Source organism: Dyella sp. EPa41 (genome assembly GCF_016586165.1).
GTDB lineage: Bacteria > Pseudomonadota > Gammaproteobacteria > Xanthomonadales > Rhodanobacteraceae > Dyella.
The window spans coordinates 1-23,297 of sequence record NZ_BCPR01000006.1; the positions used below are offsets into that span (position 1 = coordinate 1).

The following is a 23,297-nucleotide window of genomic DNA, read 5'->3' on the forward strand; positions in this document are numbered from 1 at the left end:
GCTTAACCATTTTAGTGGAAAGCGCCGAAGCCAGAAGCGGAATTATTCAGATTCGAGGTCGGTGCGTCAATACTTTTTTTCATATTTTTTTCATCGCCGTTGAAGAATCTTCATGTCCGGCGGTGAACGCGCTTCACCCGAGCCGCATAGTCTAACGAGCATCTTCACATTCGGCTATAGCTTCGCTGGAAATATTTCCGCGATGTGTCTGCGCGTGGCGGTACATCGCCCGCGCGGCCGAACAAAGAAAGCAAGCCATCGTGCCGCGGTCGCGCACTGGAGACGCTGCAACGCCGGACCGGTGCGGCGCGACAACGGAAAGGAAAGCAAAGAAAAAGGCGGCCCTGAGGCCGCCTTTTCTGCTGTGCTGCGCGTTGCTCAACGATCCGCGAAGCGAGTCTGCGTGGCAGGGTCGCCCACCTTGGCGCCGGTGTCCCCGCGCGGCGGCGGTGGCGGCGGCGTGGAGCTGCTGGTGCTGTTCTTCGACCAGTCAGCCGGCGGACCCGGAACGCGACCAGCCATGATGTCGTCGATCTGGTGCGCATCGATGGTCTCGTACTGCAGCAACGCATCGGCCATCACGTGCAGCTTCTCGATGTTGTCGGTAAGCAGCTGCTTGGTGCGCGAATAGGCGCGATCCAGGATCGCGCGCACTTCCTCGTCGATCTTGCGCGCGGTCTCGTCGGAGACGTTCTTGTGCTGGGTCACGGCGCGGCCCAGGAATACTTCGTCCTCTTCCTCGCCGTAGGTCACCGGGCCGAGCTTGTCGGACAGGCCCCACTTGGTCGCCATGTTGCGGGCCATCTTGGTGGCGCGCTCGATGTCGTTGGAGGCGCCGGTGGTGACCTTGTCCTCGCCGAAGATCAGCGCCTCGGCCACGCGGCCACCGTACAGCGAGCACAGCTGCGATTGGATGGCCACCCGGTTGATGCTGTACTTGTCGCCTTCCGGCAGGTACATGGTGACGCCGAGCGCACGACCACGCGGAATGATGGTGACCTTGTAGACCGGGTCGTGCTCCGGCACCAGGCGACCGACGATGGCGTGACCCGCCTCGTGATACGCCGTCAGCTTCTTTTCGTCCTCGCTCATGGCCATCGAGCGGCGCTCGGTGCCCATCAGGATCTTGTCGCGCGCCTTGTCCAGATGGGTCATGCGAACTTCGCGCGCGTTCTCGCGGGCCGCGAACAGCGCCGCTTCGTTGACCAGGTTGGCGAGGTCCGCGCCGGAAAAGCCCGGGGTGCCGCGCGCGATGGTCATCGGATCGACGTCCGTGGCGATCGGCACGCGACGCATGTGCACCTTGAGGATCTGCTCGCGGCCCTTCACGTCCGGCAGGCCGACCACGACCTGGCGGTCGAAACGGCCCGGACGCAGCAGCGCCGGGTCCAGCACGTCCGGACGGTTGGTGGCCGCGATGACGATGACGCCCTCGGTACCCTCGAAGCCGTCCATCTCGACCAGCAACTGGTTGAGGGTCTGCTCGCGCTCGTCGTGACCGCCACCCAGGCCGGCGCCACGATGGCGGCCGACGGCGTCGATCTCGTCGATGAAGATGATGCACGGCGCGTGCTTCTTGGCCTGCTCGAACATGTCGCGCACGCGGCTGGCGCCGACGCCCACGAACATCTCGACGAAGTCGGAGCCGGAGATGGAGAAGAACGGCACCTTGGCCTCGCCCGCGATGGCCTTGGCCAGCAGGGTCTTGCCGGTACCCGGCGGGCCCACCATCAGCACGCCGCGCGGAATCTTGCCGCCCAGCTTCTGGAACTTGCCCGGGTCGCGCAGGAACTCGACCAGCTCGCCCACTTCTTCCTTGGCTTCGTCGCAGCCGGCGACGTCGCTGAAATTGACCTTGATCTGGTCTTCACCCTGCAGCTTGGCGCGCGAGCGGCCGAAGCTCATGGCGCCGCGCCCACCCGCGCCGGCCTGCATCTGGCGCATGAACCAGATGAACACGCCCACGATCAGGATGATCGGCAGCCAGTTGAGCAGCAGGCCCAGCAACGAGAAGCCGTTGTTGGAGGGTTCCTGGCGCACTTCCACGCCCTTGTCCTGCATCTGCTTGACCACCGAGTTGGTGGACCAGCCCAGGACCGGCGCGACGGTGCGGAACGAGCTGCCGTCCTTCAGCTTGCCGCTGATGGTGGCCGGCTGGTCGGCGCTGATGGTGGCCGCGGCCACGTTGCCGTTGTCCACGCTCTGCACGAAGCTGCTGTAGGGCAGATCCGAGGAGGACGCGCCATGCGGATTGAAGCTCTGGAACACCGTCAGCAGTACGACTGCGATGATCAGCCAGAGCAGCAGGTTTTTCGCCATTTCATTCATGCACGGTTCTCGCCCGATTGCCCGCCATGGATCTTGCGCCCCATGGCCAATGCATACACTTCACGCGAACGCGCGCGGGAAGCCTTAGGTTTACGCATCGTTACGCGGGTGAAGTCTGCGCGCAAGCTGCGTATGTATTCGTCAAAGCCTGTCCCCTGGAACAACTTGATCAGGAAAGACCCGCCCGGTTTGAGCCACTGGCGGCTGAAATCCAGCGCCAGCTCGGCCAGGTCCATCGCCCGGATCTGGTCGGCCAGGGCCACGCCACTCATATTGGGGGCCATATCAGACAGCACAAGATCGACCTGCTGGCCCTGCAGGCGGCTTTCCAGCTCGCGCAGGACCGATTCCTCGCGGAAGTCGCCCTGGAGGAAGTCCACCCCGCCGATGCCCTGCATGGGCAGGATATCCATGGCGACCACGGTGCCGCTGTCGCCCAGGCGCTGCCGCACCAGCTGCGACCAGCCGCCCGGCGCCGCGCCCAGGTCGACCACCCGCATGCCGGGCTTGAGCAGGCGGTCCTTGTCGATCAGTTCTTCCAGCTTGTAGACCGCACGCGAGCGAGCCCCTTCCGCCTGGGCTTTCTTCACATAAACGTCATCGAAATGCTCCCGCAGCCAGCGGGAACTGCTTTTGCTGCGAGACATGGGTCGGCAACTGCCACAGATACGGGGGAGATGACCCCATGATAACCTTAGCGGTCCTATCGCAGCGAATCCGAGACTGAACGCATGGCACTTTCCCCCTCGCAGCGTCGCTATCTGCGCAGCCTCGCCCATGACCTGCACCCGGTCATCCTGCTCGGCGCCAAGGGCGCGACCGATGCCGTGGTGAAGGAACTGGACCTTGCCCTGTCCCATCATGAGCTCGTGAAAGTGAAGCTCTCGGGCGGTGACAAGGAAGAGCGCCAGCAGCAGATCGACTTCCTCGCCGAAGGCACCCAGTCAGAGAGCGTGCAGCAGATCGGTCATATCGTCGTGCTTTTCCGCCGCAACGAAGACGAGCCCAAGCTCGCCCTGCCCCGCTGATGGATCTTTCGCTCGACCGTCCCGGCAATTACCTGTTCGTGCGCCGCGTGGGCCCACGCAGCATCATCGTGGTCGATCGCGAACTTACCTCCAGCTTCCTGCTCTCGCCTGAGCGTGCGGTGGAAAACTGGCCGGTGGCTGCGTCGAAGGAATTGGACGCCAGCCATGTGGACGCCATCCTCGAACTGGATCCGGAAGTCGTCCTGCTGGGCACCGGCGAGCGCCAGGTGTTTCCCGCCCCCGCCTTCATGGCCGGCCTGCTGCGAAAGGGCGTGGGCATCGAGGTGATGGACAACGCGGCCGCGGCACGTACCTATGACCTGCTGGCCGGCGAGCGTCGGCGCGTGGTGGTCGCCTTCATTCTGCCGGGCTGATCCGGGCATCCCTATCCATCCCTGCGGGAGCGCACCCGGTGCGCGATAGCCTGCCTCGGGGCCAGCCTGAAGCGCTGCGGTCGCGCACTGGGTGCGCTCCTGCAAAACGAATATCGCGGCGCGGTGAATCAGCGCGACGGCAGATAACCCAGCGGATCGACCGGATTGCCGTCCTTGCGTATCTGGAACTGCAGTTCGTCACGCGATGCGCCGGTGGAACCCATCTCGGCAATCTGCTGCCCGGCGGTCACGCGCTGGCCTTCCTTCACCAGTCGCTTGCTGTTGTGGCCGTAGGCCGACAGGTAGCTGTCGTTGTGCTTGACGATGATCAGCTCGCCGTAACCCACCAGGCCATTGCCGCTGTAGACCACCACGCCATCGGCGGCGGCACGCACGGCATCGCCTGACTTGCCGGCGATCTCGATGCCGGGAATGGCGTCGCCGGATTGGAAACGCTTGATCAGCGAACCGTCCGCGGGCCATCGCCAGGTCACGCCGCCGTTGGCACGCGTGGCTCCCGGCGCAATGGCGGCCGGCGGTGCCGGTGGGGGCGTGTTGCTGGCCGTGGCCGCCGGCGCTCCGGCAATCGGTACGACCGGCGTGGTGCTCGCCGCCGAGGCGAGCGGAGCGGCCGGAGCCGGCGGCGTCTGGGCAGGCGCTGCGGGTTGCGTGCCCACGGGCGACTGACCCGCAGGGGCGGCATGCGCGGGAGCGGGCGCCGGAGTCGATGGCTTGGCAGTCGTGGCAGCCACGGCTGCGGGCGCTGCATGCGCAGGGGCCGCCGGCGTGCCGTTGGGGGCCGCCAGCTTCAATTCCTGCCCAGGCCAGATCGTGTATGGCGAAGCGATGTTGTTCCAGCTGGCAAGGTCGCGGAAATCGACGCCGTTACGAAACGCGATCGAATAGAGCGTGTCGCCCTTGCTGACCTTGTAGGTGCCACCCGGCGCGGGCCGGCTCGCCGGGGCAACGGTGGCCGCGGTGCGAGAGGAGGAGGTTCCTGCCGTGGGTTCGACCACGACCGAGCGCTGCGTTCCGCAGGCGGCCAACACCACGATGGCAGAGGTCAGGGTGAGCGACCGGAGATATCCATTCATGGCAATGAGCATAGCGAGGCGGCACGGTATTTTCATGCGTACGACGCCCGACGGTGCGTCAGCGCCACGGCCATCGTTCAGCGCGACCAGATCCACCAGGCCAGCAAGCCCGCCAGGATCACCAGCGCCGCCCAGCCGATCCGTTCGATGTGCTTGTGCAGGATGCGTTCGGCGCGCTCGCCGAAAATGCGGATCAGCAGCGCGAGCAACCACACCCGCTTGCCGCGGCCGACGGCCATGCAGACCAGGAACGGAATCACCGGCACGCCGACGATGCCCGACGCCCAGGTGACGAACTTCATCGGGACGACGGGCTGCAGGGCCGCGAGCGCGAGCACCACCAGCAGGCCGAGCCAATGCTCGTTCATCTGCATGCGCAGGTTGTCGACGCCCTTCTCGATCGGCGCCAGCAGATGCAGCGAATCGAGCAGCGGCGACAGCGCGTGGAAAGCCCAGTGGCCGAGCGCGTAGCCGACCAGCGAACCGAGCAACGAGAACAGCAGGCTGATGTTGGCGTAGAAGAAGGCCTTGTGACGCTTGCCGAGCATCATCGGCGCAAGCATCACTTCCGGCATGATCGGGAAGATGAAGGCCTCGACGAAGCTCAATCCGCAGAGGTAGTACACAGCCCTGGGATCGCGCGCCCACGTGAGTGCGCGCGCATACAGCGGTCCGAACAGACGCATGCTCAGGAATGTCCTTGTAGGCAGTGGCGCATCAACCGATGCCGCCGAGCAATGGCACGAAACTGACCGCTGCCAGTTCCTCCTGGATGAAGTCGCCCTGCCCGTCGCCGCGCATGCGGATCAGCATCTGGTTGCTGGGCGAACCCACCGGCGCCACCAGCACGCCGGTGGGGCTGAGCTGGTCGAGGACGGCATGCGGGATCGCATCGCCCGCCGCGGTGAGGATGATGGCGTCGAACGGCGCCTCGTCCGGCCAGCCAAGCTTGCCGTCGTCGTGACGCGAGCGGATGTTGGTCAGGCCCAATTGCCGGAAGCGGCGGCGCGCCTGGCGCAGCAGCTCCTCGATGCGCTCGACCGTATAGACCTGCGGCACCACCTGGGCCAGCACCACGGCCTGGTAACCCGAGCCAGTGCCGATTTCCAGCACCTTCTGCGGCACGCCGAATTCAAGCAGCGCTTCCGTCATGCGCGCCACCACCCATGGCTGGGAGATGGTCTGGCCATGGCCGATCGGCAGCGCGGTGTTTTCGTAGGCGCGCGAGTGCAGCGCCTGGTCGATGAAATGATGGCGCGGCGTGTTGCGGATCACGTCGATCACGCGCTGGTCGCGGATGCCCTCTTCCTTGAGCTTGGTAGCCAGGCGATCGCGCGCGCGCTGCGAGGTCATGCCCTCGCCCTTCAATGCGGATGGCGGCAATGGATGCACGTTCATGCCCTCACGCCGCCTCTTCGGCGTTCTTGCCGCCGACACCCTTGTTCAACGCGCCGACCCAGCTGCTGACCTTTTCCAGCGCCTGGAAGCGCGTGAGGTCCACATGGATGGGCGTCACCGAGACATAGCCGCGACGCACCGCATTGAAGTCGGTGCCGGGACCGGCATCGTCCACGTCACCCGCGGGGCCGATCCACCAGATGGTCTTGCCGCGGGGATCGGTCTGCTTGATGCACGGTGCGGAACGATGACGCTTGCCCAGGCGGGTGACTTCGAAACCGTGGATTTCATCCCACGGGCGGTCCGGCACGTTCACGTTGAGGATCGTGTCCGCCGGCAACGGATCGACCAGCAGTCGCTGCATCAGCAGCAGCACGGCGTTCGCCGCCGACTCGTAGTGGATGCCGTTGTGGTCCTTGCTCACCAGCGACACGGCAATGGCGGGCAGGCCCAGGAAGCGCCCTTCCATGGCCGCTGACACGGTGCCGGAATAGATCACATCGTCGCCGAGGTTGGCGGAATTGTTGATGCCGGACACCACGATGTCGGGCTCGTGGTCGAGCATGCCCGCCAGCGCCAGGTGCACGCAATCGGTCGGCGTGCCGGCGACACGGTAATAACCGTTGTCCATCCGCAGCGCGCGGATGGGGGCATCCAGCGTGAGTGAATTGCTGGCGCCGGAACGGTCTCGGTCCGGCGCCACCACCGTGACTTGGCCGACCGCGCCGAGGCGCTCGGCGAGCACGCGGATGCCAGGTGCATCCACGCCGTCGTCGTTGCTTACCAGAACTCGCATGATGATCCGTTCAAAGCCAATCGCGGCGCTTCGGTTTCGACGAAACACGCCGGGTGAAGCCTGAAGTCTACCGGACCGGGGCCATGGTTTCACATTGCCCGGAAGCCCGGTTCCGCAGGCCCGCCACCAACCCGGCTCATGGCCGCCGCGACGCCGGAATCCTTCGGCTGCATTACGATGCAGGCATGAAACATCGCCCGCCAGCCCAGGTCTCCGATGACGATGCACGCCTGTTTCGCGAAGCCATCGGCGAGGTAAAGGCTTTTGACCCGGTGGCTCCGCCGCCGGCCGCGCCCAAGCCGGCCCCCGAGCCACGCATGTTCGAAGCGGACGAAGCCGCCGTACCCGGTGAACTGCTGGACATGGCCTTCGATCCCACGCTGCTCGAAGTCGGCGAAGAGCTGAGCTATCTACGGGATGGCTATCCGCCCAAACTGCTGCGCCAGCTCAAGCGTGGCCAATTCAGCGTGCAGGACGACATCGACCTGCACCAGATGAACGCCGCCGCGGCGCAGGCCTGCATCAACGATTTCCTCGCCGACGCCAAGCGACGGGGCATCCGCTGCGTGCGCATCGTGCACGGCAAGGGCTTGCGCTCGCGCGCGGCCGGCCCGGTGCTGAAAGTGCTGACGGACCGGATGTTGAGGCGGCGTGATGACGTGGTGGCGTTTGCTTCGGCAAGGCCGATGCGAGGGGGGAACGGGGGCGGTAGTGGTGCTTTTGAAGGGGTGAACTGTCCCGGTCACCTTTCTTTTGTAGGAGCGCACCTTGTGCGCGACCGCCTTTCGCGCCGGTCTGCATGTCGTCGCTCTTTTGATGCCGGCTGTTGCCTTCGGTTGCCGCGCTGCCTACGACCGTAGGAAGTCCCCCGTGGGACGCGGCGGGCGTTTCAACGTCCTGCCGCCCCCTGTAGGAGCGCACCCTGTGCGCGACAGCCTTTCGCGCCGGTCTGCACGTCTATTGCTCTTGTGATGACGGTTTGCCTCCGGTTGCCACGCTATCGCGAGCATGCCGCCTACGACCGTAGAAAGTCCCCGTGTGACGCGGCGCTCGATCCCCTGCCGGCCTCTGTAGGAGCGCACCCTGTGCGCGACCGCCTTTCGCGGCGGTCTGCATGGTTGTGGCTTTTATGAGAGCAGGCTATTCCCTTCGGTAGCTCCGCTAACGCCAGGGTGCCGCCTACGCAGCGGGCGTTTCGACGTCCTGCCGGCGACGCGAAGCTAGTCCCCGTGGGACGACGCAAAGCTAGTCCCGTGGGACCGCCGAGTCACTTTTCTTTTGCTGGCCCACGCACGCGCAGGAGCGCGTGCGAACGGCGAAGCCGGCCCGTAGGGCGGAGGGCAGGATGCCCGGAGTCAAAGATCCCACGGGGACTAGCTTCGCGTCGAAAGTAACCCAAAGAAAATGGCCTTCAGAGCCAGAGCTCATGGCGATATGCGGGGTAGAAGCGTCGGATGACCGAGGCCAGCTACGGTGCGCTCGTTACTACCTCAAGCGGAGCGGCTACACCGCAACGCGCCGATACGAAGAGGACTTAAAGCAGGCTCTCGGATTGCCGCTGCGTAGGCGTCCCGTTGGCGGCGGCGCCACAATCGAAGACTGACGCCACTGGATGGCTTGCTACGCTCGCCCTTCGAGGCCGCCCTACGGGCGCTCTGCGCGCTTCGCGCTTGTCCGGCCTACGCCGGGATGACGCTCATGGGGATCGAGGCGAAAGGCGGTCGCGTACTGGGTGCGCTCCTACAGAAGGCGGCGTGGAGACGATAGCGTCTCCCAACGCGTTCCATCGACGGCAGGGCACGCGTCGCCTACGTCCTCGCCAGCTCCCTCACCACCGTCGTCGCATAGGCCCCTGCCGGCAGCTCGAAGCTCAGCTCCAGCGCGTCGCCTGCCAGCCAGCGCCAGTTGAGGTTGCGGGGAATCATGCGCAGTGCGCGACGCTCCTGGTCCATCTTGGCGGCGACGAGGCCATCCGCGAGATCGCTGTTGGCTGCGGCGACCGCGTTTTCGAGCGCGGCCACATCGGCTTGGGCCGGCGTATCGCCACGCCCCCACAGCGGGCCCGAAGGATGGATGTCGCCTTTGGCGAGTCGCTCGGAAAGCACGGCATCGAACGGCTCGGGGCCGAACCACGAGCGCGAACCATCCAGCGCCCAGATTTCGCCTTCCATCGGCGCATCCCAGCCGGCCTGCTCGACGCGCGCGGCCAGCACGGCATTGAAGATGTGCGAGCGCGCGGCGGAGAGCAGGAAATGCCGCTTGTCGCGGTCGACGCGACGCCCCGCGAACATCGCCCTCGCCTGCGCGACGTTGCCGCCTTCGCGACCGAAACGCTGCTCGCCAAAATAGTTGGGCACGCCACGCTGCGCGATCTGGGCGAGCACCTGCTCCGCCACGGCGCGGTCTCCTTGCACGTCGCGCAGCACGAGCACGAAACGGTTGCCACGCAGGGCGCCGCGCTTGAGCTTGCGCTTGTGGCGCGTTGCCGCCAGCACCTTCACTTCCGCGTGCGGGAATGCGGACCAGTCGGGATCGGGCTTGCCGGCCAGCTGCACCGAGAAGGTCTGCCGCGTGACGGCATGGCGGTCCTTGAGGCCGGCGTAGCCGACATTGAGCGGCGGCACCCCGGCGAAGCGCGCCAGTTCTTTCGCTACCCAGTCGGTGTTGGAGCCGCGCTTTTCGACCCATAGCAGTGCGTGTTCGCCTTCGCCATCGGCGTCATAGCCCAGGATTTCCTCCACCTGGAAATCTTCCGGGGCAGCCCGCAACACCGCGGTCAGCGCCGGGTTGCCATAGGCATAGGGCAGTTCGAGATCGGACATGGGACTCCACCGGGCACGCCGGCATCAAGAAGTTGAATGGCGCCAGCGGCGCATTACATCAGGAACAGCGTGGCGAGGCCGAGAAAGATGAAGAAGCCGCCCGAGTCGGTCATGGCGGTAATCATCACGCTGGAGCCCAGCGCGGGATCGCGGCCCAGCTTCGTCATCAGCATGGGAATGGCCACGCCGCAGAAGGCCGCCAGCACGAGGTTGAGCGTCATGGCGGCGGTCATCACCGCGCCCAGGTGCGGATTGTCGTAGAGCAGCCATGCCACCGTGCCGATCACGCCGCCCCACACGAGGCCATTGACCAGCGCCACGATGATTTCCTTGCCCCACAAGCGCCGGGCGCTCGCGGGAGAAATCTGGTCCAACGCCAGCGCGCGCACGATCATGGTGATGGTCTGGTTGCCGGAGTTGCCGCCGATGCCGGCGACGATCGGCATCAAGGCAGCCAGCGCCACCAGATGCTGGATGGAGCCTTCGAACAGGCCGATGACGCGCGACGCGATGAAGGCGGTGACGAGGTTGATCGCCAGCCAGGCCCAGCGGTTACGCACGGATTTCCAGGCCGAGGCGAAGATGTCCTCTTCCTCGCGCAGGCCGCCACGGCTAAGCGCCTCGCTTTCGCTTTCCTCACGCAGCACGTCCACCATCGAATCGATGGTGATGCGCCCGATCAGGTGGCCGTTGCCATCGACTACCGGCGCGGTGACCAGGTCGTAACGCTCGAAAGCCTGTGCGGTCGCGTATGCGTCGTCCGTGGGATGAAAGGTGTTGACGTCCGGCGCCATCACCTCGCTGACCGTCTTTTCCGGCGAATTGACCAGCAGCCAATGCACCGGCAACACACCGGTGAGCAGGTTGTCCTGGTTGACCACGAACAGCTTGTCGGTCTGCGCGGGCAGCTCGTCGAAGCGGCGCAGGTAGCGCAGCACGGTTTCCAGCGTGATGTCTTCCCGGATGGTCACCATCTCGAAGTCCATCAACGCGCCGACCTGGTCGTCCGGGTAGGACAACGCCGCCTGCACGCGCTCGCGCTGCTGCGCGTCGAGGCTGGCCATCAGTTCGGGCAGCACCTCGGTGGGCAGGTCCTCGACGAGATCGGCCAGTTCGTCCGCGTCCAGGGGCTCCACCGCGGCGAGGATCTCGTGCTGGTCCATGTCCGCGATGAGCGATTCGCGCACCGCGTCGGACACTTCCAGCAGGATTTCGCCATCGCGATCCGCCTTCACCCGCTGCCAGATGGCGAGGCGGTCTTCCAGCGGCAGCGCCTCGAGCACATAGGCGATGTCGGCCGGATGCAGCGCGTCGAGCAGTCGCTGCAGTTCCACCTGGCTTTCGCGGAAGCCCAGGTCGGCGTCGGGCTCGGGAAGCTGCCCCAGGCCGCGCAGCTTGCGCAGCAACTCGCTGATCAGGTCGAGTTGCTCGTGCAACCGCGAAGCCGATCCGCGGGCGCCAGCCTCGCTCATGCCATGACCAGCAACACGCAGGCCTGGGCGGCAATGCCTTCGCCGCGGCCGGTGAAGCCCAGCTTTTCCGTGGTGGTGGCCTTGATGCTCACGCGGCCGAGCTCACAACCCAATGCTTCGGCCACCGCCTCCCGCATGGCCAGGGAATGCGGCCCGACCTTGGGCGCCTCGCAGATCACCGTGACGTCGGCATTGCCCAGCGCATAACCCTGCTCACGCATCAGCTTCGCGGCGTGGCGCAGGAAGATCCGGCTGTCCGCGTTGCGCCACTGTTCCTGGCTCGGCGGGAAATGGCGACCGATGTCCCCCAGCGCCAACGCACCGAAGATCGCGTCGCACAGGGCGTGGATCACCACGTCACCGTCGGAATGCGCCACCACGCCACGGTTGTGCGGCACGCGCACGCCGCCGAGCATCACATGGTCGCCCTCGCCGAAGACGTGTACATCGAAGCCCTGGCCGATCCGCATCATGAAGAAACTCCTTACCTGGTTCGCGGCAACAGGAACTCGGCCAGCGCGAAGTCCGCGGCCGTCGTCACCTTGATGTTGTCTTCGGCACCCTCGACCAGCAACGGCGAAAAACCTGCCCGCTCCATCGCCATCGCCTCGTCGCTCACCGTGACGCCGGCGACCGATGCCGCCTGCAGTGCCCGTGAAAGATCACCGCGGCGGAACATCTGCGGCGTGAAGGCGCGCCAGCGATGGTCGCGCGGTTCGGTCTCATGACTGCGGCCATCCATGCCCGCCCGCTTGAGCGTGTCGCGCAGCGGCGCACCAAGCAGGCCACCACCGGCCGGCACGCCACGCTCGACCAAGCGCGCGATGTCGGCTTCGCGCACGCAGGGGCGCGCGGCGTCGTGCACCAGCACGAACGCCTCTTCGGCGACATCCGTGGGAAGCGCATTGAGCCCCGCGAGCACGGAGTCGCAACGCTCGGCGCCGCCGATGGCGGTCAGCACCGGCTTGCCGCCGAGCTGGTCGATGGCGGGCCAAAGCGCGTCGCCTTCTCCCAGCACCACCATCAGGCCAGCGATCAGCGGATGGGCGGCCAGGCGATCCAGCGTGTGCAGGATCAACGGGCGCCCCGCGAGCGGCAGGTATTGCTTGGGAAGATCGCCACCGACCCGGGTGCCGCGACCCGCCGCCGGCACCACACACCACAGGGCCGCCATGTCAACGGCCGCCGGTGGATGCGGCCGGCGCGGGCGCCTGGCTGGCGCCCGGCTTCTCGACCACCTGGTAGAACGTTTCGCCCGGCTTGATCAGGCCCAACTCGGCGCGTGCGCGAGCCTCGACGGCCTGTTCGCCGTGCTTGAGGTCGTCCACGTCCGCACCCAGCGCCTGGTTGCGCTGCTGCAACCTGTCGTTGTCCTCACCCTGCTTTTTCACCGCCGCGCGCAAGGTTTCCACCTCGCGCACGCCGCCATTGCCGTGCCACAGTTTCATCTGCAGCGCGATCAGCAGGACGATAAGGACCAGGGCGACCCAACGCACCATCGTCGATCGTCGCTCCCTGTCAGCCCGGCAGGTGGGCGAGGTTCGGGAACGCGTTGCGACCGGCGTAGGTCGCGGCCGAACCCAGCGCCTCTTCGATGCGCAGCAGCTGGTTGTACTTGGCCACGCGGTCGGTGCGGCACAGCGAACCGGTCTTGATCTGGGTCGCGGTGGTCGCCACGGCGATGTCGGAGATGGTGGTGTCCTCCGTCTCGCCCGAGCGGTGCGACACGATCGCGGCGTACTTGGCGGCGTCGGCCATGGCGATGGCTTCCAGCGTCTCGGACAGCGTACCGACCTGGTTGACCTTGATGAGGATCGCGTTGGCGATCTTCTTGTCGATGCCTTCCTGGAAGATCGCCGGGTTGGTCACGAACAGGTCGTCGCCCACCAGCTGTACGCGCTTGCCGATGGTGTCGGTGAGGTGCTTCCAGCCGGTCCAGTCGCCTTCGGCCATGCCGTCCTCGATGGTGACGATCGGGTACTGCCTGGCCCAGCTGGCCAGCACGTCGACCCACTGCTCCGGCGTGTAGACCTTGCCTTCGCCTTCCAGGTCGTACTTGCCGTCCTTGAAGAACTCCGAGCTGGCCACGTCGAGGCCAAGCAGGATGTCGCTGCCCACCTGGTAGCCGGTCTTGCCGATCGCCTCGAGGATGGTGTCCAGCGCCTCGATGTTCGAACGCAGGTTCGGCGCGAAGCCGCCTTCGTCACCCACGGCGGTGTTGAGGCCCTTGCCCTTCAGCACGCTCTTGAGCGCGTGGAAGATCTCGGTGCCGGCGCGCAGCGCCTCGGCGAAGGTCGGCAGGCCAACCGGCAGCACCATGAATTCCTGCACGTCGACGTTGTTGTCGGCATGCGCACCGCCGTTGATGATGTTCATCATCGGCACCGGCAGCGAACCCGGCTTGCCGGTGGTGCCGTTGATGGTGGCGAGGTACTGCCACAGCGGCTGGCGGTTCTGCGCGGCGACGGCATGCGCGGCGGCCATCGAAACGCCGAGGATGGCGTTGGCGCCCAGCTTGCCCTTGTTCGGCGTGCCGTCGAGGTTGATCAGCCTGGCGTCCAGGCCGCCCTGGTTTGCCGCGTCGAAGCCCTTCAGCTCGCTGGCGATGGAATTGTTGACGTTGAGCACGGCGTTCTTCACGCCCTTGCCCAGGTAGCGCGACTTGTCGCCGTCACGCAGCTCGACCGCCTCGCGCGAACCCGTCGACGCACCGCTCGGCACCGCGGCGCGGCCAAAGCCGCCGCCAGCAAGGGTCACTTCCGCTTCAAGCGTGGGGTTGCCGCGGGAATCGAGGATTTCACGTGCGTGGATGCGGGTGATTTCAGTGCTCATGAGGTCCGTAGCTTGATGAGGTGAATGAAGCGAGGGGGAACCATCCTGCCTGATTTGCGGGGGATTGGCTTCATTCGCCTCCCCCAAGGGCAAATCTAGAGCGTGTGTTCCAGGAACACGTGGCGCTTGGTCACCCGGTCGAGTTCGAGCAGGGTTTCCAGCAGCGCTTCCATCTTGCCGAGCGGCCAGGCGTTGGGGCCGTCGCTCAGGGCTTTTTCCGGATTGGGGTGCGTTTCCGCGAACAGGCCCGACACGCCCACGGCCACTGCCGCGCGCGCCAGCACCGGCACGAATTCGCGCTGGCCACCCGAGCTGGTGCCCTGCCCGCCCGGCAGCTGCACCGAGTGCGTGGCGTCGAACACCACCGGGCAGCCGGTGTCGCGCATGACGCTCAGCGAACGCATGTCCGACACCAGGTTGTTGTAGCCGAAGCTCGCGCCGCGTTCGCAGACCATGATGTCGTCGTTGCCGACGGCCTTGGCCTTCTCGACCACGTTCTTCATGTCCCAGGGCGCGAGGAACTGGCCCTTCTTGATGTTCACCGGCTTGCCGGCGCGCGCCACGTTCTGGATGAAATCGGTCTGGCGGCACAGGAAGGCCGGCGTCTGCAGCACGTCGACCACCGCGGCCACTTCGTTCATCGGCGTGTATTCGTGCACGTCGGTGAGCACGGGCACGCCAAGCTGGCGCTTCACTTCGCCCAGGATCTTCAGGCCCGCTTCCATGCCCGGACCGCGAAAGCTGGTGCCCGAGGAACGGTTGGCCTTGTCGAAGCTGGACTTGAAGATGAAGTGGATGCCGAGCTTGGAGGTGATTTCCTTGAGCGTGCCGGCGGTATCCAGCTGCAACTGCTCGGACTCGACCACGCAGGGGCCGGCGATCAGGAACAGGGGCTGGTCCAGGCCGACTTCAAAGCCGCACAACTTCATGCAACGGACTCCTTGGCGAGACGCTCACCCTCGCGCACCGCCTTGAACTCGCGGGCGGACTGCACGAAGCCGATGAACAGCGGATGGCCGTCGCGCGGGGTGGAAGTGAATTCTGGATGCGCCTGGCAGCCGAGGAACCACGGGTGCTTCTGCTGCGGCAGCTCGACGATCTCCACCAGCAGGTCGTCCATCGACTTGCCGGAGATCACCAGCCCCAGGTCCTCGAACGACTGGCGATAGCGGTTGTTGAACTCGTAACGGTGGCGATGACGCTCGCGCACCACGTCCTGGCCATACAGCTGGCGGGCCAGCGTGCCGGTCTTCAGGCGGCACTCCTGCGCGCCCAGTCGCATGGTGCCGCCGAGGTCCGAGCGCTCGCTGCGCTGCTCGACTTCGCCGGTGGCGGTGGTCCACTCGGTGATCAGGGCGATCACCGGGTCAGGCGTGTTGCGGTCGTTCTCGCTGGAATCGGCGGCGGTGAGACCGGCGACGCTGCGCGCAAAGTCCACCACGGCCGCGTGCATGCCATAGCAGATGCCGAAGTACGGCACGCCCTTCTCGCGGGCGTACCTGGCGGCCAGCACCTTGCCTTCGAAGCCGCGCTTGCCGAAGCCGCCCGGCACCAGGATGGCATCGGCGCCACCGAGTACCTTGGCCGCGCCTTCGGCCTCGACCTGCTCCGAATCAACCCAGTTGAGATTGACGCGGGTCTGCTGCTTGATGCCGCCGTGGCGCAGCGCCTCGCCCAGGGACTTGTAGGCGTCCTTGTGCTCGACGTACTTGCCGACGATGGCGACGGTGACCTCGTCCTTCGGGTTCTCCACCGCGTCGACCGTGCGCTGCCACGAGGACAGGTCGGCCGGGCCGGCCTGCAGGTTCAGGCGCTTGACCACGATCTCGTCGAGGCCCTGCTTGTGCAGCCACAACGGCTGCTTGTAGATGATGTCCACGTCGGCCGCGCTGATCACGGCGTTCTCGGGCACGTTGGTGAACAGGGCGATCTTGCGGCGCTCGCCGTCCGGCAGCGGCTGCTCGCAACGGCACAGCAGCACGTCCGGCTGGATACCGATCGAGCGCAGCTCCTTCACCGAGTGCTGGGTCGGCTTGGTCTTGATCTCGCCGGCGGCCTTGATGTACGGCACCAGGGTCAGGTGCATGAACAGGCACTTCTCCGGGCCATGCTCGATGCGCAGCTGGCGGATGGCCTCCAGGAACGGCAGCGACTCGATGTCGCCCACCGTGCCGCCGATCTCGACCAGCGCCACGTCGAAGCCGCGGGTGGCCTCGTGGATGCAGTGCTTGATCTCGTCGGTGATGTGCGGGATGACCTGCACGGTGGCGCCCAGGTAGTCGCCGCGGCGCTCCTTGCGGATCACCGACTCGTAGATCTTGCCCGTGGTGATGGAGTTCTTGCCGGTGAGGCGGGTATGGACGAAGCGCTCGTAGTGGCCCAGGTCCAGGTCGGTCTCGGCGCCGTCGTCGGTCACGTAGACCTCGCCGTGCTGGAAGGGACTCATGGTGCCCGGATCCACGTTGATGTACGGATCGAGCTTCATCATGGTGACCGAGAGGCCACGCGCTTCCAGGATGGAAGCCAGCGACGCCGCGGCGATGCCCTTGCCAAGCGAGGACACCACACCGCCGGTGACGAAAATCAGGGGGGTCATGGGATGCAGCCGTGCTGGAAATTTGTATTTTAGAGGAAGAACGGTCCGGCCGCGAGGGCTGCAGGCGGTTAGATGACTGGATCGTTCAAGATTTGGCCCCGAGCCACAGCCCGAAATGCCGACCCACCCCTCACCGTCATTCCGGCGCAGGCCGGAATCCAGCAGCCGTATGGCCGGGCTGTCGCTGAGCGACTAGGGCGTTCCTACGACAGCCGCGTCTCACCGCAACTGGATTCCGGCCTGCGCCGGAATGACGGGCGCGTGGGGCCTACAGCCGGCTGTTGAAGTGTGCCAAGGACCAAAAACAAAGGCGCCCACGGGCGCCTTTGTTGCTACTCCGATGAGCCAGCCCTACTCCACCGGCATCATCTTCGACGTCGGATGCATCATGTTCACGTTCATGTTGTGCAGCACCCACAGCGAGCCGACCACCACGATGGCCAGGATCAGCAGGGTGAACAGCATGATGGCGAGGTTGCCGCGCTGCGACGGCGAGGTGCCCATGTGCAGGAAGCAGACCAGCTGGACCACCAGCTGGGCCACGCCGAACACGATGATGCCCGGCATCATCAGGTCGTGCGGCACCAGGCCGCTCATGACCACGCCGAACGAGGCCAGGGTCAGCACCACCGACAGCGCGAAGCCGATCAGGTACGACCGGGTGCTGCCGTGGTCGGCATGGGCGGCCCCGTGATGGGCCGCGTCGTGGGAAGGGTGAGCGCCCGACATCAGATGGCCCCCCGCAGGTAGACAAAGGTGAACACGCAGATCCAGACGATATCCAGGAAGTGCCAGAACAGGCTCAGGCACGACAGGCGGCGACGGTTCGCATCGTCGAGGCCGTGGCGGCGGACCATGTCCATCATCACCACCAGCCAGATCAGGCCGCAGGTGACGTGCAGGCCGTGCGTGCCCACGAGGGTGAAGTAGCTGGACAGGAACGCGCTGGTGCTCGGGCCCGCGCCCTCATGGACCAGCTTGGCGAACTCGTACACTTCCATGCCGATGAAGCCGGCGCCGAACACGAAGGTCACCGCCAGCCACGCCAGCAGCCTGCCCTTGCGGCCGGCATGCATGTTGAGCATGGCCATGCCGAAGGTGACCGAGGAGACCAGCAGCAGCATGGTCTCGCCGAGCACGTACGGCAGCTCGAACAGCTCCTTGCCGGTGGGGCCGCCCGCCGTGCTGTTGGCCAGCACGGCAAACGTGGCGAACAGGCCCGAGAAGATCAGGCAGTCGCTCATCAGATAGATCCAGAACCCCAGCAGGGTCTTGGATCCATCGTCGTGGTGGTGATGGTCGACGCCGCCGCCGTGGACGTCGTCGAGTGCGCCGTGGGCGACGCGAACTGCGGTACTGCCCATGGGTTACGCCACCTTCTGACGCTGGGGCGCCGCCACCGGAGCCACCTGCGTGGTCTGGACCTGCTGCAACCTGGCGTGGCGCGAGCGCTCGATCTTCTCGACCTCGGCCGCCGGCACCCAGTAATCGATGTCACGGTCGTAGGCGCGCACGATGAACGCGGCCACCATGCCGACCAGGCCCGCGGCAGCCATCCACCAGATATGCCACACGAGCGCAAAGCCCAGGACCGTACCGAACGCGCCCATCACCACACCGACGCCGGTGTTGCGGGGCATATGAATGTCTTCGTACTTGGCAGGTTGCACGTAAGCGACTCCGTTTTGTTTGTCTTCCCAGAACTGATCCAACTCACGCACCTGCGGAAGCGTGGCGAAGTTGTAGAACGGGGCGGGAGAACTGATGGACCATTCGAGCGTGCGGCCACCCCATGGGTCGCCGCTGGGATCGGTGAGCTTCTTGCGGTCGCGGATGGACACGTAGAACTGCACGAGGGTGCAGAAGATGCCCACCGCGATCACGGCCGCGCCGAGCGCGGCGACGATCAGGTACGGCTGCCAGTCCGGGTTGGCATAGTGGTTCATGCGACGCGTCATGCCCTTCAGGCCCAGCACGTACAGCGGCGCGAAGGCCAGCCAGAAACCCACCAGCCAGCACCAGAACGAGGCCTTGCCCCAGAACTCGTTGAGGCGGAAGCCGAAGGCCTTCGGAAACCAGTAGTTGATCGCGGCGAACACGCCGAACACCACGCCGCCGATGATCACGTTATGGAAGTGCGCGATCAGGAACACGCTGTTGTGCAGGACGAAGTCCGCGCCCGGCACGGCCAGCAGCACGCCGGTGACGCCGCCGATCACGAACGTGACCATGAAGCCCACCGTCCACAGCATCGGCACGTTGTACTCGACGCGGCCGCGGAACATGGTGAACAGCCAGTTGAACAGCTTCGCGCCGGTGGGCACCGAGATGATCATCGTCGTGATGCCGAAGAAGGCATTGACGTTGGCGCCCGACCCCATGGTGAAGAAGTGGTGCAGCCACACCACGAAAGACAGCACGCCGATGCACGAGGTGGCGTACACCATCGACTTGTAGCCGAACAGCGGCTTCCTGGAGAACGTCGCGACGATTTCCGAGTACGCACCGAAGCACGGCAGGATCAGGATGTAGACCTCCGGGTGACCCCAGATCCAGATCATGTTCACGTACATCATGGCGTTGCCGCCAAGTTCGTTCGTGAAGAAGTGCATGTCGAGGTAGCGGTCGGCCGTGAGCAGCGCCAGCGTCACGGTCAGGATCGGGAACGCAGCCACGATCAGGATGTTGGTGACCAGCGAGGTCCACGTAAACACCGGCATCTGCATCAGCTTCATGCCGGGCGCGCGCATCTTCATGATGGTCACGATGAAGTTGATGCCGCTGAGCGTGGTGCCAAGGCCGGACAACTGCAGCGACCAGATGTAGTAGTCGACGCCCACGGTGGGGCTGTATTTGATGCCCGACAGCGGCGGATAAGCCAGCCAACCGGTGGCGGCGAAGTCACCGACGAACAGCGACACCATCACCAGCACCACGCCCGACACGAACAGCCAGAAGCTGAGCGAGTTCAGGAACGGATAGGCCACGTCGCGCGCACCGATCTGCAGCGGCACCACCAGGTTCATCAAGCCGGTGATGAACGGCATCGCCACGAAGAAGATCATGATCACGCCATGGGCGGTGAACACCTGGTCGAAGTGGTGCGGCGGCAGGTAACCGGCGGCGTCGGAGGCGGCCATGGCCTGTTGCAGGCGCATCATGATCGCGTCGGAGAAGCCGCGCAGCAGCATCACCAGCGCCACGATGATGTACATGATGCCGATCTTCTTGTGGTCCACCGAGGTGAACCACTCCTTCCACAGGTAGCCCCACAGACGGTACTTGGTCACGACGGCGAACATTGCGATGCCGCCCAGGATCACGGCGGCGAGCGTGCCCATCACGATCGGCTCGTGATACGGGATCGCATCAAGGGTGAGCTTTCCAAACATGGCTTACTTCTCTGCCTGAGTCGGGGTGGTGTTCGAGGACACAGCGTCCCCGTCCTCGTGGTGGTGCATGTCCATCGGCATGTCGGCCTGCGAAATGTCGTGGTGCGAATCCATCGGCATCTCGCCGTGCGACATGTCACCCATGTGCTTGTTGACCACGCTGGCGAACAGGCCCGACGTCACCTGGCCGTAGTACGACACCGGCGCCTTCTGGCTGGGCTGCGCCAGCGTCTTGTAGCTCTCGCCATCCAGCGTGGCCTGCGTGGCCCTGGCCTTGGCGATCCAGTCCTTGAAGCCATCCTCCGACGTGGCGATGGCCTTGAAATGCATGTCCGAGAAGCCTTCGCCGCTGAAGTTGGTCGAAAGGCCGTCGTAGCTGCCCGGCTCGCGGGCGATCAAATGCAGCTTGGTCTCCATGCCGGCCATCGCGTAGATCTGGCTGCCCAGCTGCGGGATGAAGAACGCGTTCATCACCGAATCGGAGGTGATCTGGAAATTCACCGGGCGGTCGACCGGGAAGGCCAGCTCGTTGACCGAAGCCACGCCGTATTCCGGGTAGACGAACAGCCACTTCCAATCCATCGACACGACCTGCACCGTCACCGGCTTGGCCTCGGACTGCAGCGGCTTGTACGGATCCAGCGCGTGCGAACTGGTCCAGGTAATGGCCGCGAGGATGACGATGATGATGGCGGGGATGGTCCACACCACCAGCTCGATCCGGGTCGAGTGCGACCAGTTCGGCGCATAGGCCGCCTTCTTGTTGCCCGAGCGGTAGCGCCACGGGAACCACAGCGTCATCGCGATGACCGGAATGGCCACGATGGCCATCAGACCCAGCGCGATCAGGATGAGGGATTTCTCATGGGCGCCGATGTCACCCTTGGGGGTGAGCACTTCCATGTTGCAGCCGCTGAGCAGCACGGCGACGCCAACGCCTGCGTAGCGCAAGCGCGAAAGGAGGGAATGCATGTTCACGAACAACCTGGGGGCACTGCGTGGGGACGCGGCATGCTAGCGGCATGCCGCACGGGTTTGAATGCCTCCGAGACACAATGTCGCAGCTGAAAATTCTTGCGCAGATGACTGCGGCTACTTGACACAAAAATGCAAGCGCCAGCACCCGCCTTGCGGGCAGGAAATCGGCGCAAAAACGCTTGAATCGCCGCTGCCGGGCGCCCTGCTACCATGCGGCGATGGAAACCACCGCACCCTCGAAACTGGCCGCCCTGCGCCAGGCGATGCAGCAACACGGCATCGCCGCCTGCCTGATTCCCAGCGCCGACCCGCACCTTTCCGAGTACCTGCCGGCACATTGGGAAGCCCGTGCCTGGTTGTCGGGCTTCACGGGGTCGGCCGGCACCCTGGTGGTCACCGCCGATCATGCCGGCCTGTGGACCGACAGCCGCTATTTCGCGCAGGCCGCCCAGCAGCTCGCCGGCACCGGCATCGAATTGATGAAGCAGCGCGTGGCCCATGCACCCGAACACGTGGAGTGGCTGCTGCAGCACCTGAGGGGCGGCGAGACTCTGGCCGTTGCGGGCGACAGCGTGTCGCTGGCCACGGCGCGCAACCTGGAGCGACGGCTCGAAGCCATCGGAGCCCGCCTGCGTACCAACCTGGACCTGCCCGGCCAGATCTGGCCCGACCGCCCCGCCCTGCCCACGGCACCGGTGACCGAGCATCCGCCGCGTTTTGCCACGCAGCCTCGCGGCGACAAGCTCGCGCGCCTGCGCACCGCCATGCGCAAGCTCGGCGCCACGCATCATCTGGCATCGAGCCTGGACGACATCGCGTGGCTCACCAACCTGCGCGGCAGCGACGTGGAGTGCAACCCCGTTTTCCTTGCCCACCTGCTGGTGCAGGCGGAGGGCCACGCCACACTGTTCGTCGGGCGCGGCAAGTTCACCGACGTACTGGTGCAGTCGCTGGCCGCCGACGGCATGCGCCTCGCCGACTACGCCACGATCACCGATGCATTGTCCGAGCTGGGTGCGAATGATCGCCTGTTGCTGGACAGCGGCCGTGTCGTGGTGGCGGTAGCCTCGGCCATTTCGCCGAAGGTGCAGCTCATCGAAGCGGCCAACCCCACCACGCTGTTCAAGGCGCGCAAGACCGAAGCCGAGCTCGACCACATCCGCGACGCAATGCGCCGCGACGGCGCCGCCCTGGCACGCGCGTTCCGCCGCCTGGAAGAACGCGTCAATGCCGGCATGCGCCAGACCGAACTCGACGTCGACGCCCTGCTGCGCGAGGAACGCTCGGCCCAGCCGGATTTCGTGGGCGAGAGCTTTTCCACCATCGCCGGCTACCAGGCGAACGGCGCGCTGCCCCATTACCGGGCCACGTCCGAGTCGCACAGCGCGCTCAAGCCGCAGGGCCTGCTGTTGGTCGATTCCGGCGGCCAGTACCTGGGCGGCACCACCGACATCACCCGCGTGCTGGCGCTGGGTGGAACCACCGCCGAACAACGCCGCGACGCCACGCTGGTGATGAAGGGCATGATCGCGCTGAGCCGCGCCCGCTTCCCCAAGGGCGCCAGCGGCCCCCAACTGGATGCCCTCGCCCGCGCGCCACTGTGGGCCAGCGGCATGGACTATGGCCACGGCACCGGTCACGGCGTGGGCTACTTTCTCAACGTGCACGAAGGCCCGCACGGCATCCGTCCGCCGGTCTCGGGCGCGACGCTGGTTCCGCTGGAGCCGGGCATGATCACCTCGATCGAGCCGGGCCTGTACAAACCGGGCCGCCACGGCATCCGCCACGAGAACCTGGCGGTGGTGGTCGAGGCCGACAAGACCGAATTCGGCGAGTACTACGCCTTCGAGACCCTGACCCTGTGCCCGTTCGACCGCCGCGCGCTGGAACCGGGCCTGCTCAACCCCGAGGAGCGCGCCTGGCTGGACGACTATCACGCCACCGTGCGCGCCGCCCTGGCACCCTTGCTGGAAGATGCGGACCTGGCCTGGCTGGAGCGGCATTGCGCGCCGCTTTAGGCACGTGGCGATAGATACAAGCGTGCGACGCCCATTGCTTTCGACCGTCATCCCGGCGCAGGCAGGGGTCCAGTAGCGCCAATGGACGGCTTTCGCGGAAGAACCATCCGGACGGCAGCGAAGAACGAGGCGCCCGGCTACTGGATCCCGGCCTGCGCCGGGATGACGA

21 protein-coding genes and 1 pseudogene are annotated in these 23,297 nt (G+C 65.7%); 4 read left to right on the plus strand and 18 right to left on the minus strand.

Features of this window, described 5'->3' with window-relative positions:
• Positions 1 to 378: 378 nt before the first annotated feature.
• A complete protein-coding gene (gene ftsH / locus JMF82_RS03410) occupies positions 379 to 2,328 on the minus strand; it encodes an ATP-dependent zinc metalloprotease FtsH (protein ID WP_201313138.1) in 1,950 nt (649 codons plus the stop codon).
• Entirely contained in the window at positions 2,325 to 2,975 is a 651-nt protein-coding gene (rlmE, locus tag JMF82_RS03415) for a 23S rRNA (uridine(2552)-2'-O)-methyltransferase RlmE (protein ID WP_201313139.1), read from the minus strand. The genes ftsH and rlmE overlap by 4 nt, the downstream gene beginning before the upstream one ends.
• Before the next feature lie 84 nt (positions 2,976 to 3,059).
• On the opposite strand from rlmE, the gene yhbY reads away from it, so the two are divergent.
• Together yhbY and JMF82_RS03425 are read left to right on the plus strand one after the other, a co-directional pair.
• Positions 3,060 to 3,356 (plus strand): ribosome assembly RNA-binding protein YhbY, encoded by a 297-nt coding sequence (gene yhbY, locus JMF82_RS03420; protein ID WP_201313140.1) that lies wholly within the window; start codon positions 3,060 to 3,062, stop codon positions 3,354 to 3,356.
• Positions 3,356 to 3,730 carry an Mth938-like domain-containing protein gene (locus JMF82_RS03425; RefSeq protein WP_201313141.1) on the plus strand — a complete coding sequence of 125 codons (375 nt, stop codon included), beginning with the start codon at positions 3,356 to 3,358 and terminating at the stop codon, positions 3,728 to 3,730. The genes yhbY and JMF82_RS03425 overlap by 1 nt, the downstream gene beginning before the upstream one ends.
• A 128-nt stretch (positions 3,731 to 3,858) precedes the next feature.
• Here JMF82_RS03425 and JMF82_RS03430 read toward each other — a convergent pair whose 3' ends face one another.
• The 4 genes from JMF82_RS03430 to surE form a co-directional block, all read right to left on the minus strand.
• Positions 3,859 to 4,824, minus strand: a complete 966-nt coding sequence (locus tag JMF82_RS03430; protein WP_236585281.1) for a peptidoglycan DD-metalloendopeptidase family protein — start codon at positions 4,822 to 4,824, stop codon at positions 3,859 to 3,861.
• A 77-nt stretch (positions 4,825 to 4,901) separates the two neighbouring features.
• A complete protein-coding gene (locus JMF82_RS03435; RefSeq protein ID WP_201313143.1) occupies positions 4,902 to 5,510 on the minus strand; it encodes a DedA family protein in 609 nt (202 codons plus the stop codon).
• A gap of 31 nt (positions 5,511 to 5,541) precedes the next feature.
• Complete coding sequence (locus JMF82_RS03440) at positions 5,542 to 6,222, minus strand: protein-L-isoaspartate(D-aspartate) O-methyltransferase (protein WP_201313144.1); 681 nt, start codon at positions 6,220 to 6,222, stop codon at positions 5,542 to 5,544.
• Between the two features lie 4 nt (positions 6,223 to 6,226).
• Positions 6,227 to 7,018, minus strand: coding sequence for a 5'/3'-nucleotidase SurE (gene surE / locus JMF82_RS03445; RefSeq protein ID WP_201313145.1), 792 nt, complete (start codon positions 7,016 to 7,018; stop codon positions 6,227 to 6,229).
• A gap of 185 nt (positions 7,019 to 7,203) precedes the next feature.
• Here surE and JMF82_RS03450 point away from each other — a divergent pair.
• Positions 7,204 to 7,750: pseudogene (locus tag JMF82_RS03450) on the plus strand (Smr/MutS family protein).
• A 1,076-nt stretch (positions 7,751 to 8,826) separates the two neighbouring features.
• Here the strand turns inward: JMF82_RS03450 and truD are convergent.
• From truD to cyoA, 12 genes are all read right to left on the minus strand, one after another.
• The gene (gene truD / locus JMF82_RS03455) at positions 8,827 to 9,840 is read right to left on the minus strand and encodes a tRNA pseudouridine(13) synthase TruD (protein ID WP_201313146.1); all 1,014 of its coding nucleotides are present in this window, start codon (positions 9,838 to 9,840) and stop codon (positions 8,827 to 8,829) included.
• Positions 9,841 to 9,893: 53 nt separating this feature from the next.
• The gene (gene mgtE, locus JMF82_RS03460; RefSeq protein ID WP_201313147.1) at positions 9,894 to 11,312 is read right to left on the minus strand and encodes a magnesium transporter; all 1,419 of its coding nucleotides are present in this window, start codon (positions 11,310 to 11,312) and stop codon (positions 9,894 to 9,896) included.
• Positions 11,309 to 11,782, minus strand: a complete 474-nt coding sequence (gene ispF, locus JMF82_RS03465; RefSeq protein ID WP_304487910.1) for a 2-C-methyl-D-erythritol 2,4-cyclodiphosphate synthase — start codon at positions 11,780 to 11,782, stop codon at positions 11,309 to 11,311. Before ispF ends, mgtE begins: the two co-directional genes overlap by 4 nt.
• Positions 11,783 to 11,796: 14 nt before the next feature.
• A complete protein-coding gene (ispD, locus tag JMF82_RS03470; RefSeq protein WP_201313149.1) occupies positions 11,797 to 12,486 on the minus strand; it encodes a 2-C-methyl-D-erythritol 4-phosphate cytidylyltransferase in 690 nt (229 codons plus the stop codon).
• A gap of 1 nt (position 12,487) precedes the next feature.
• Positions 12,488 to 12,811: a cell division protein FtsB gene (gene ftsB / locus JMF82_RS03475; RefSeq protein ID WP_201313150.1), complete on the minus strand. Its 324-nt coding sequence runs from the start codon at positions 12,809 to 12,811 to the stop codon at positions 12,488 to 12,490.
• 19 nt (positions 12,812 to 12,830) lie between these two features.
• Positions 12,831 to 14,144 carry a phosphopyruvate hydratase gene (eno, locus tag JMF82_RS03480; protein ID WP_201313151.1) on the minus strand — a complete coding sequence of 438 codons (1,314 nt, stop codon included), beginning with the start codon at positions 14,142 to 14,144 and terminating at the stop codon, positions 12,831 to 12,833.
• A gap of 95 nt (positions 14,145 to 14,239) precedes the next feature.
• The gene (kdsA, locus tag JMF82_RS03485; RefSeq protein ID WP_201313152.1) at positions 14,240 to 15,073 is read right to left on the minus strand and encodes a 3-deoxy-8-phosphooctulonate synthase; all 834 of its coding nucleotides are present in this window, start codon (positions 15,071 to 15,073) and stop codon (positions 14,240 to 14,242) included.
• Entirely contained in the window at positions 15,070 to 16,740 is a 1,671-nt protein-coding gene (locus JMF82_RS03490) for a CTP synthase (RefSeq protein ID WP_201313153.1), read from the minus strand. Before JMF82_RS03490 ends, kdsA begins: the two co-directional genes overlap by 4 nt.
• 351 nt (positions 16,741 to 17,091) lie before the next feature.
• Positions 17,092 to 17,469 carry a cytochrome o ubiquinol oxidase subunit IV gene (cyoD, locus tag JMF82_RS03495; RefSeq protein ID WP_201313154.1) on the minus strand — a complete coding sequence of 126 codons (378 nt, stop codon included), beginning with the start codon at positions 17,467 to 17,469 and terminating at the stop codon, positions 17,092 to 17,094.
• Positions 17,469 to 18,104, minus strand: coding sequence for a cytochrome o ubiquinol oxidase subunit III (cyoC, locus tag JMF82_RS03500; protein WP_201313155.1), 636 nt, complete (start codon positions 18,102 to 18,104; stop codon positions 17,469 to 17,471). Before cyoC ends, cyoD begins: the two co-directional genes overlap by 1 nt.
• 3 nt (positions 18,105 to 18,107) lie before the next feature.
• On the minus strand, positions 18,108 to 20,132 hold the full coding sequence (cyoB, locus tag JMF82_RS03505) for a cytochrome o ubiquinol oxidase subunit I (protein ID WP_201313156.1): 2,025 nt from the start codon (positions 20,130 to 20,132) through the stop codon (positions 18,108 to 18,110).
• A gap of 3 nt (positions 20,133 to 20,135) precedes the next feature.
• Positions 20,136 to 21,104, minus strand: coding sequence for a ubiquinol oxidase subunit II (cyoA, locus tag JMF82_RS03510; RefSeq protein WP_201313157.1), 969 nt, complete (start codon positions 21,102 to 21,104; stop codon positions 20,136 to 20,138).
• 224 nt (positions 21,105 to 21,328) lie between these two features.
• Between cyoA and JMF82_RS03515 the strand changes: the two genes are divergently transcribed.
• Positions 21,329 to 23,128, plus strand: coding sequence for an aminopeptidase P family protein (locus JMF82_RS03515; RefSeq protein WP_201313158.1), 1,800 nt, complete (start codon positions 21,329 to 21,331; stop codon positions 23,126 to 23,128).
• The last annotated feature ends 169 nt before the right edge of the window (positions 23,129 to 23,297 follow it).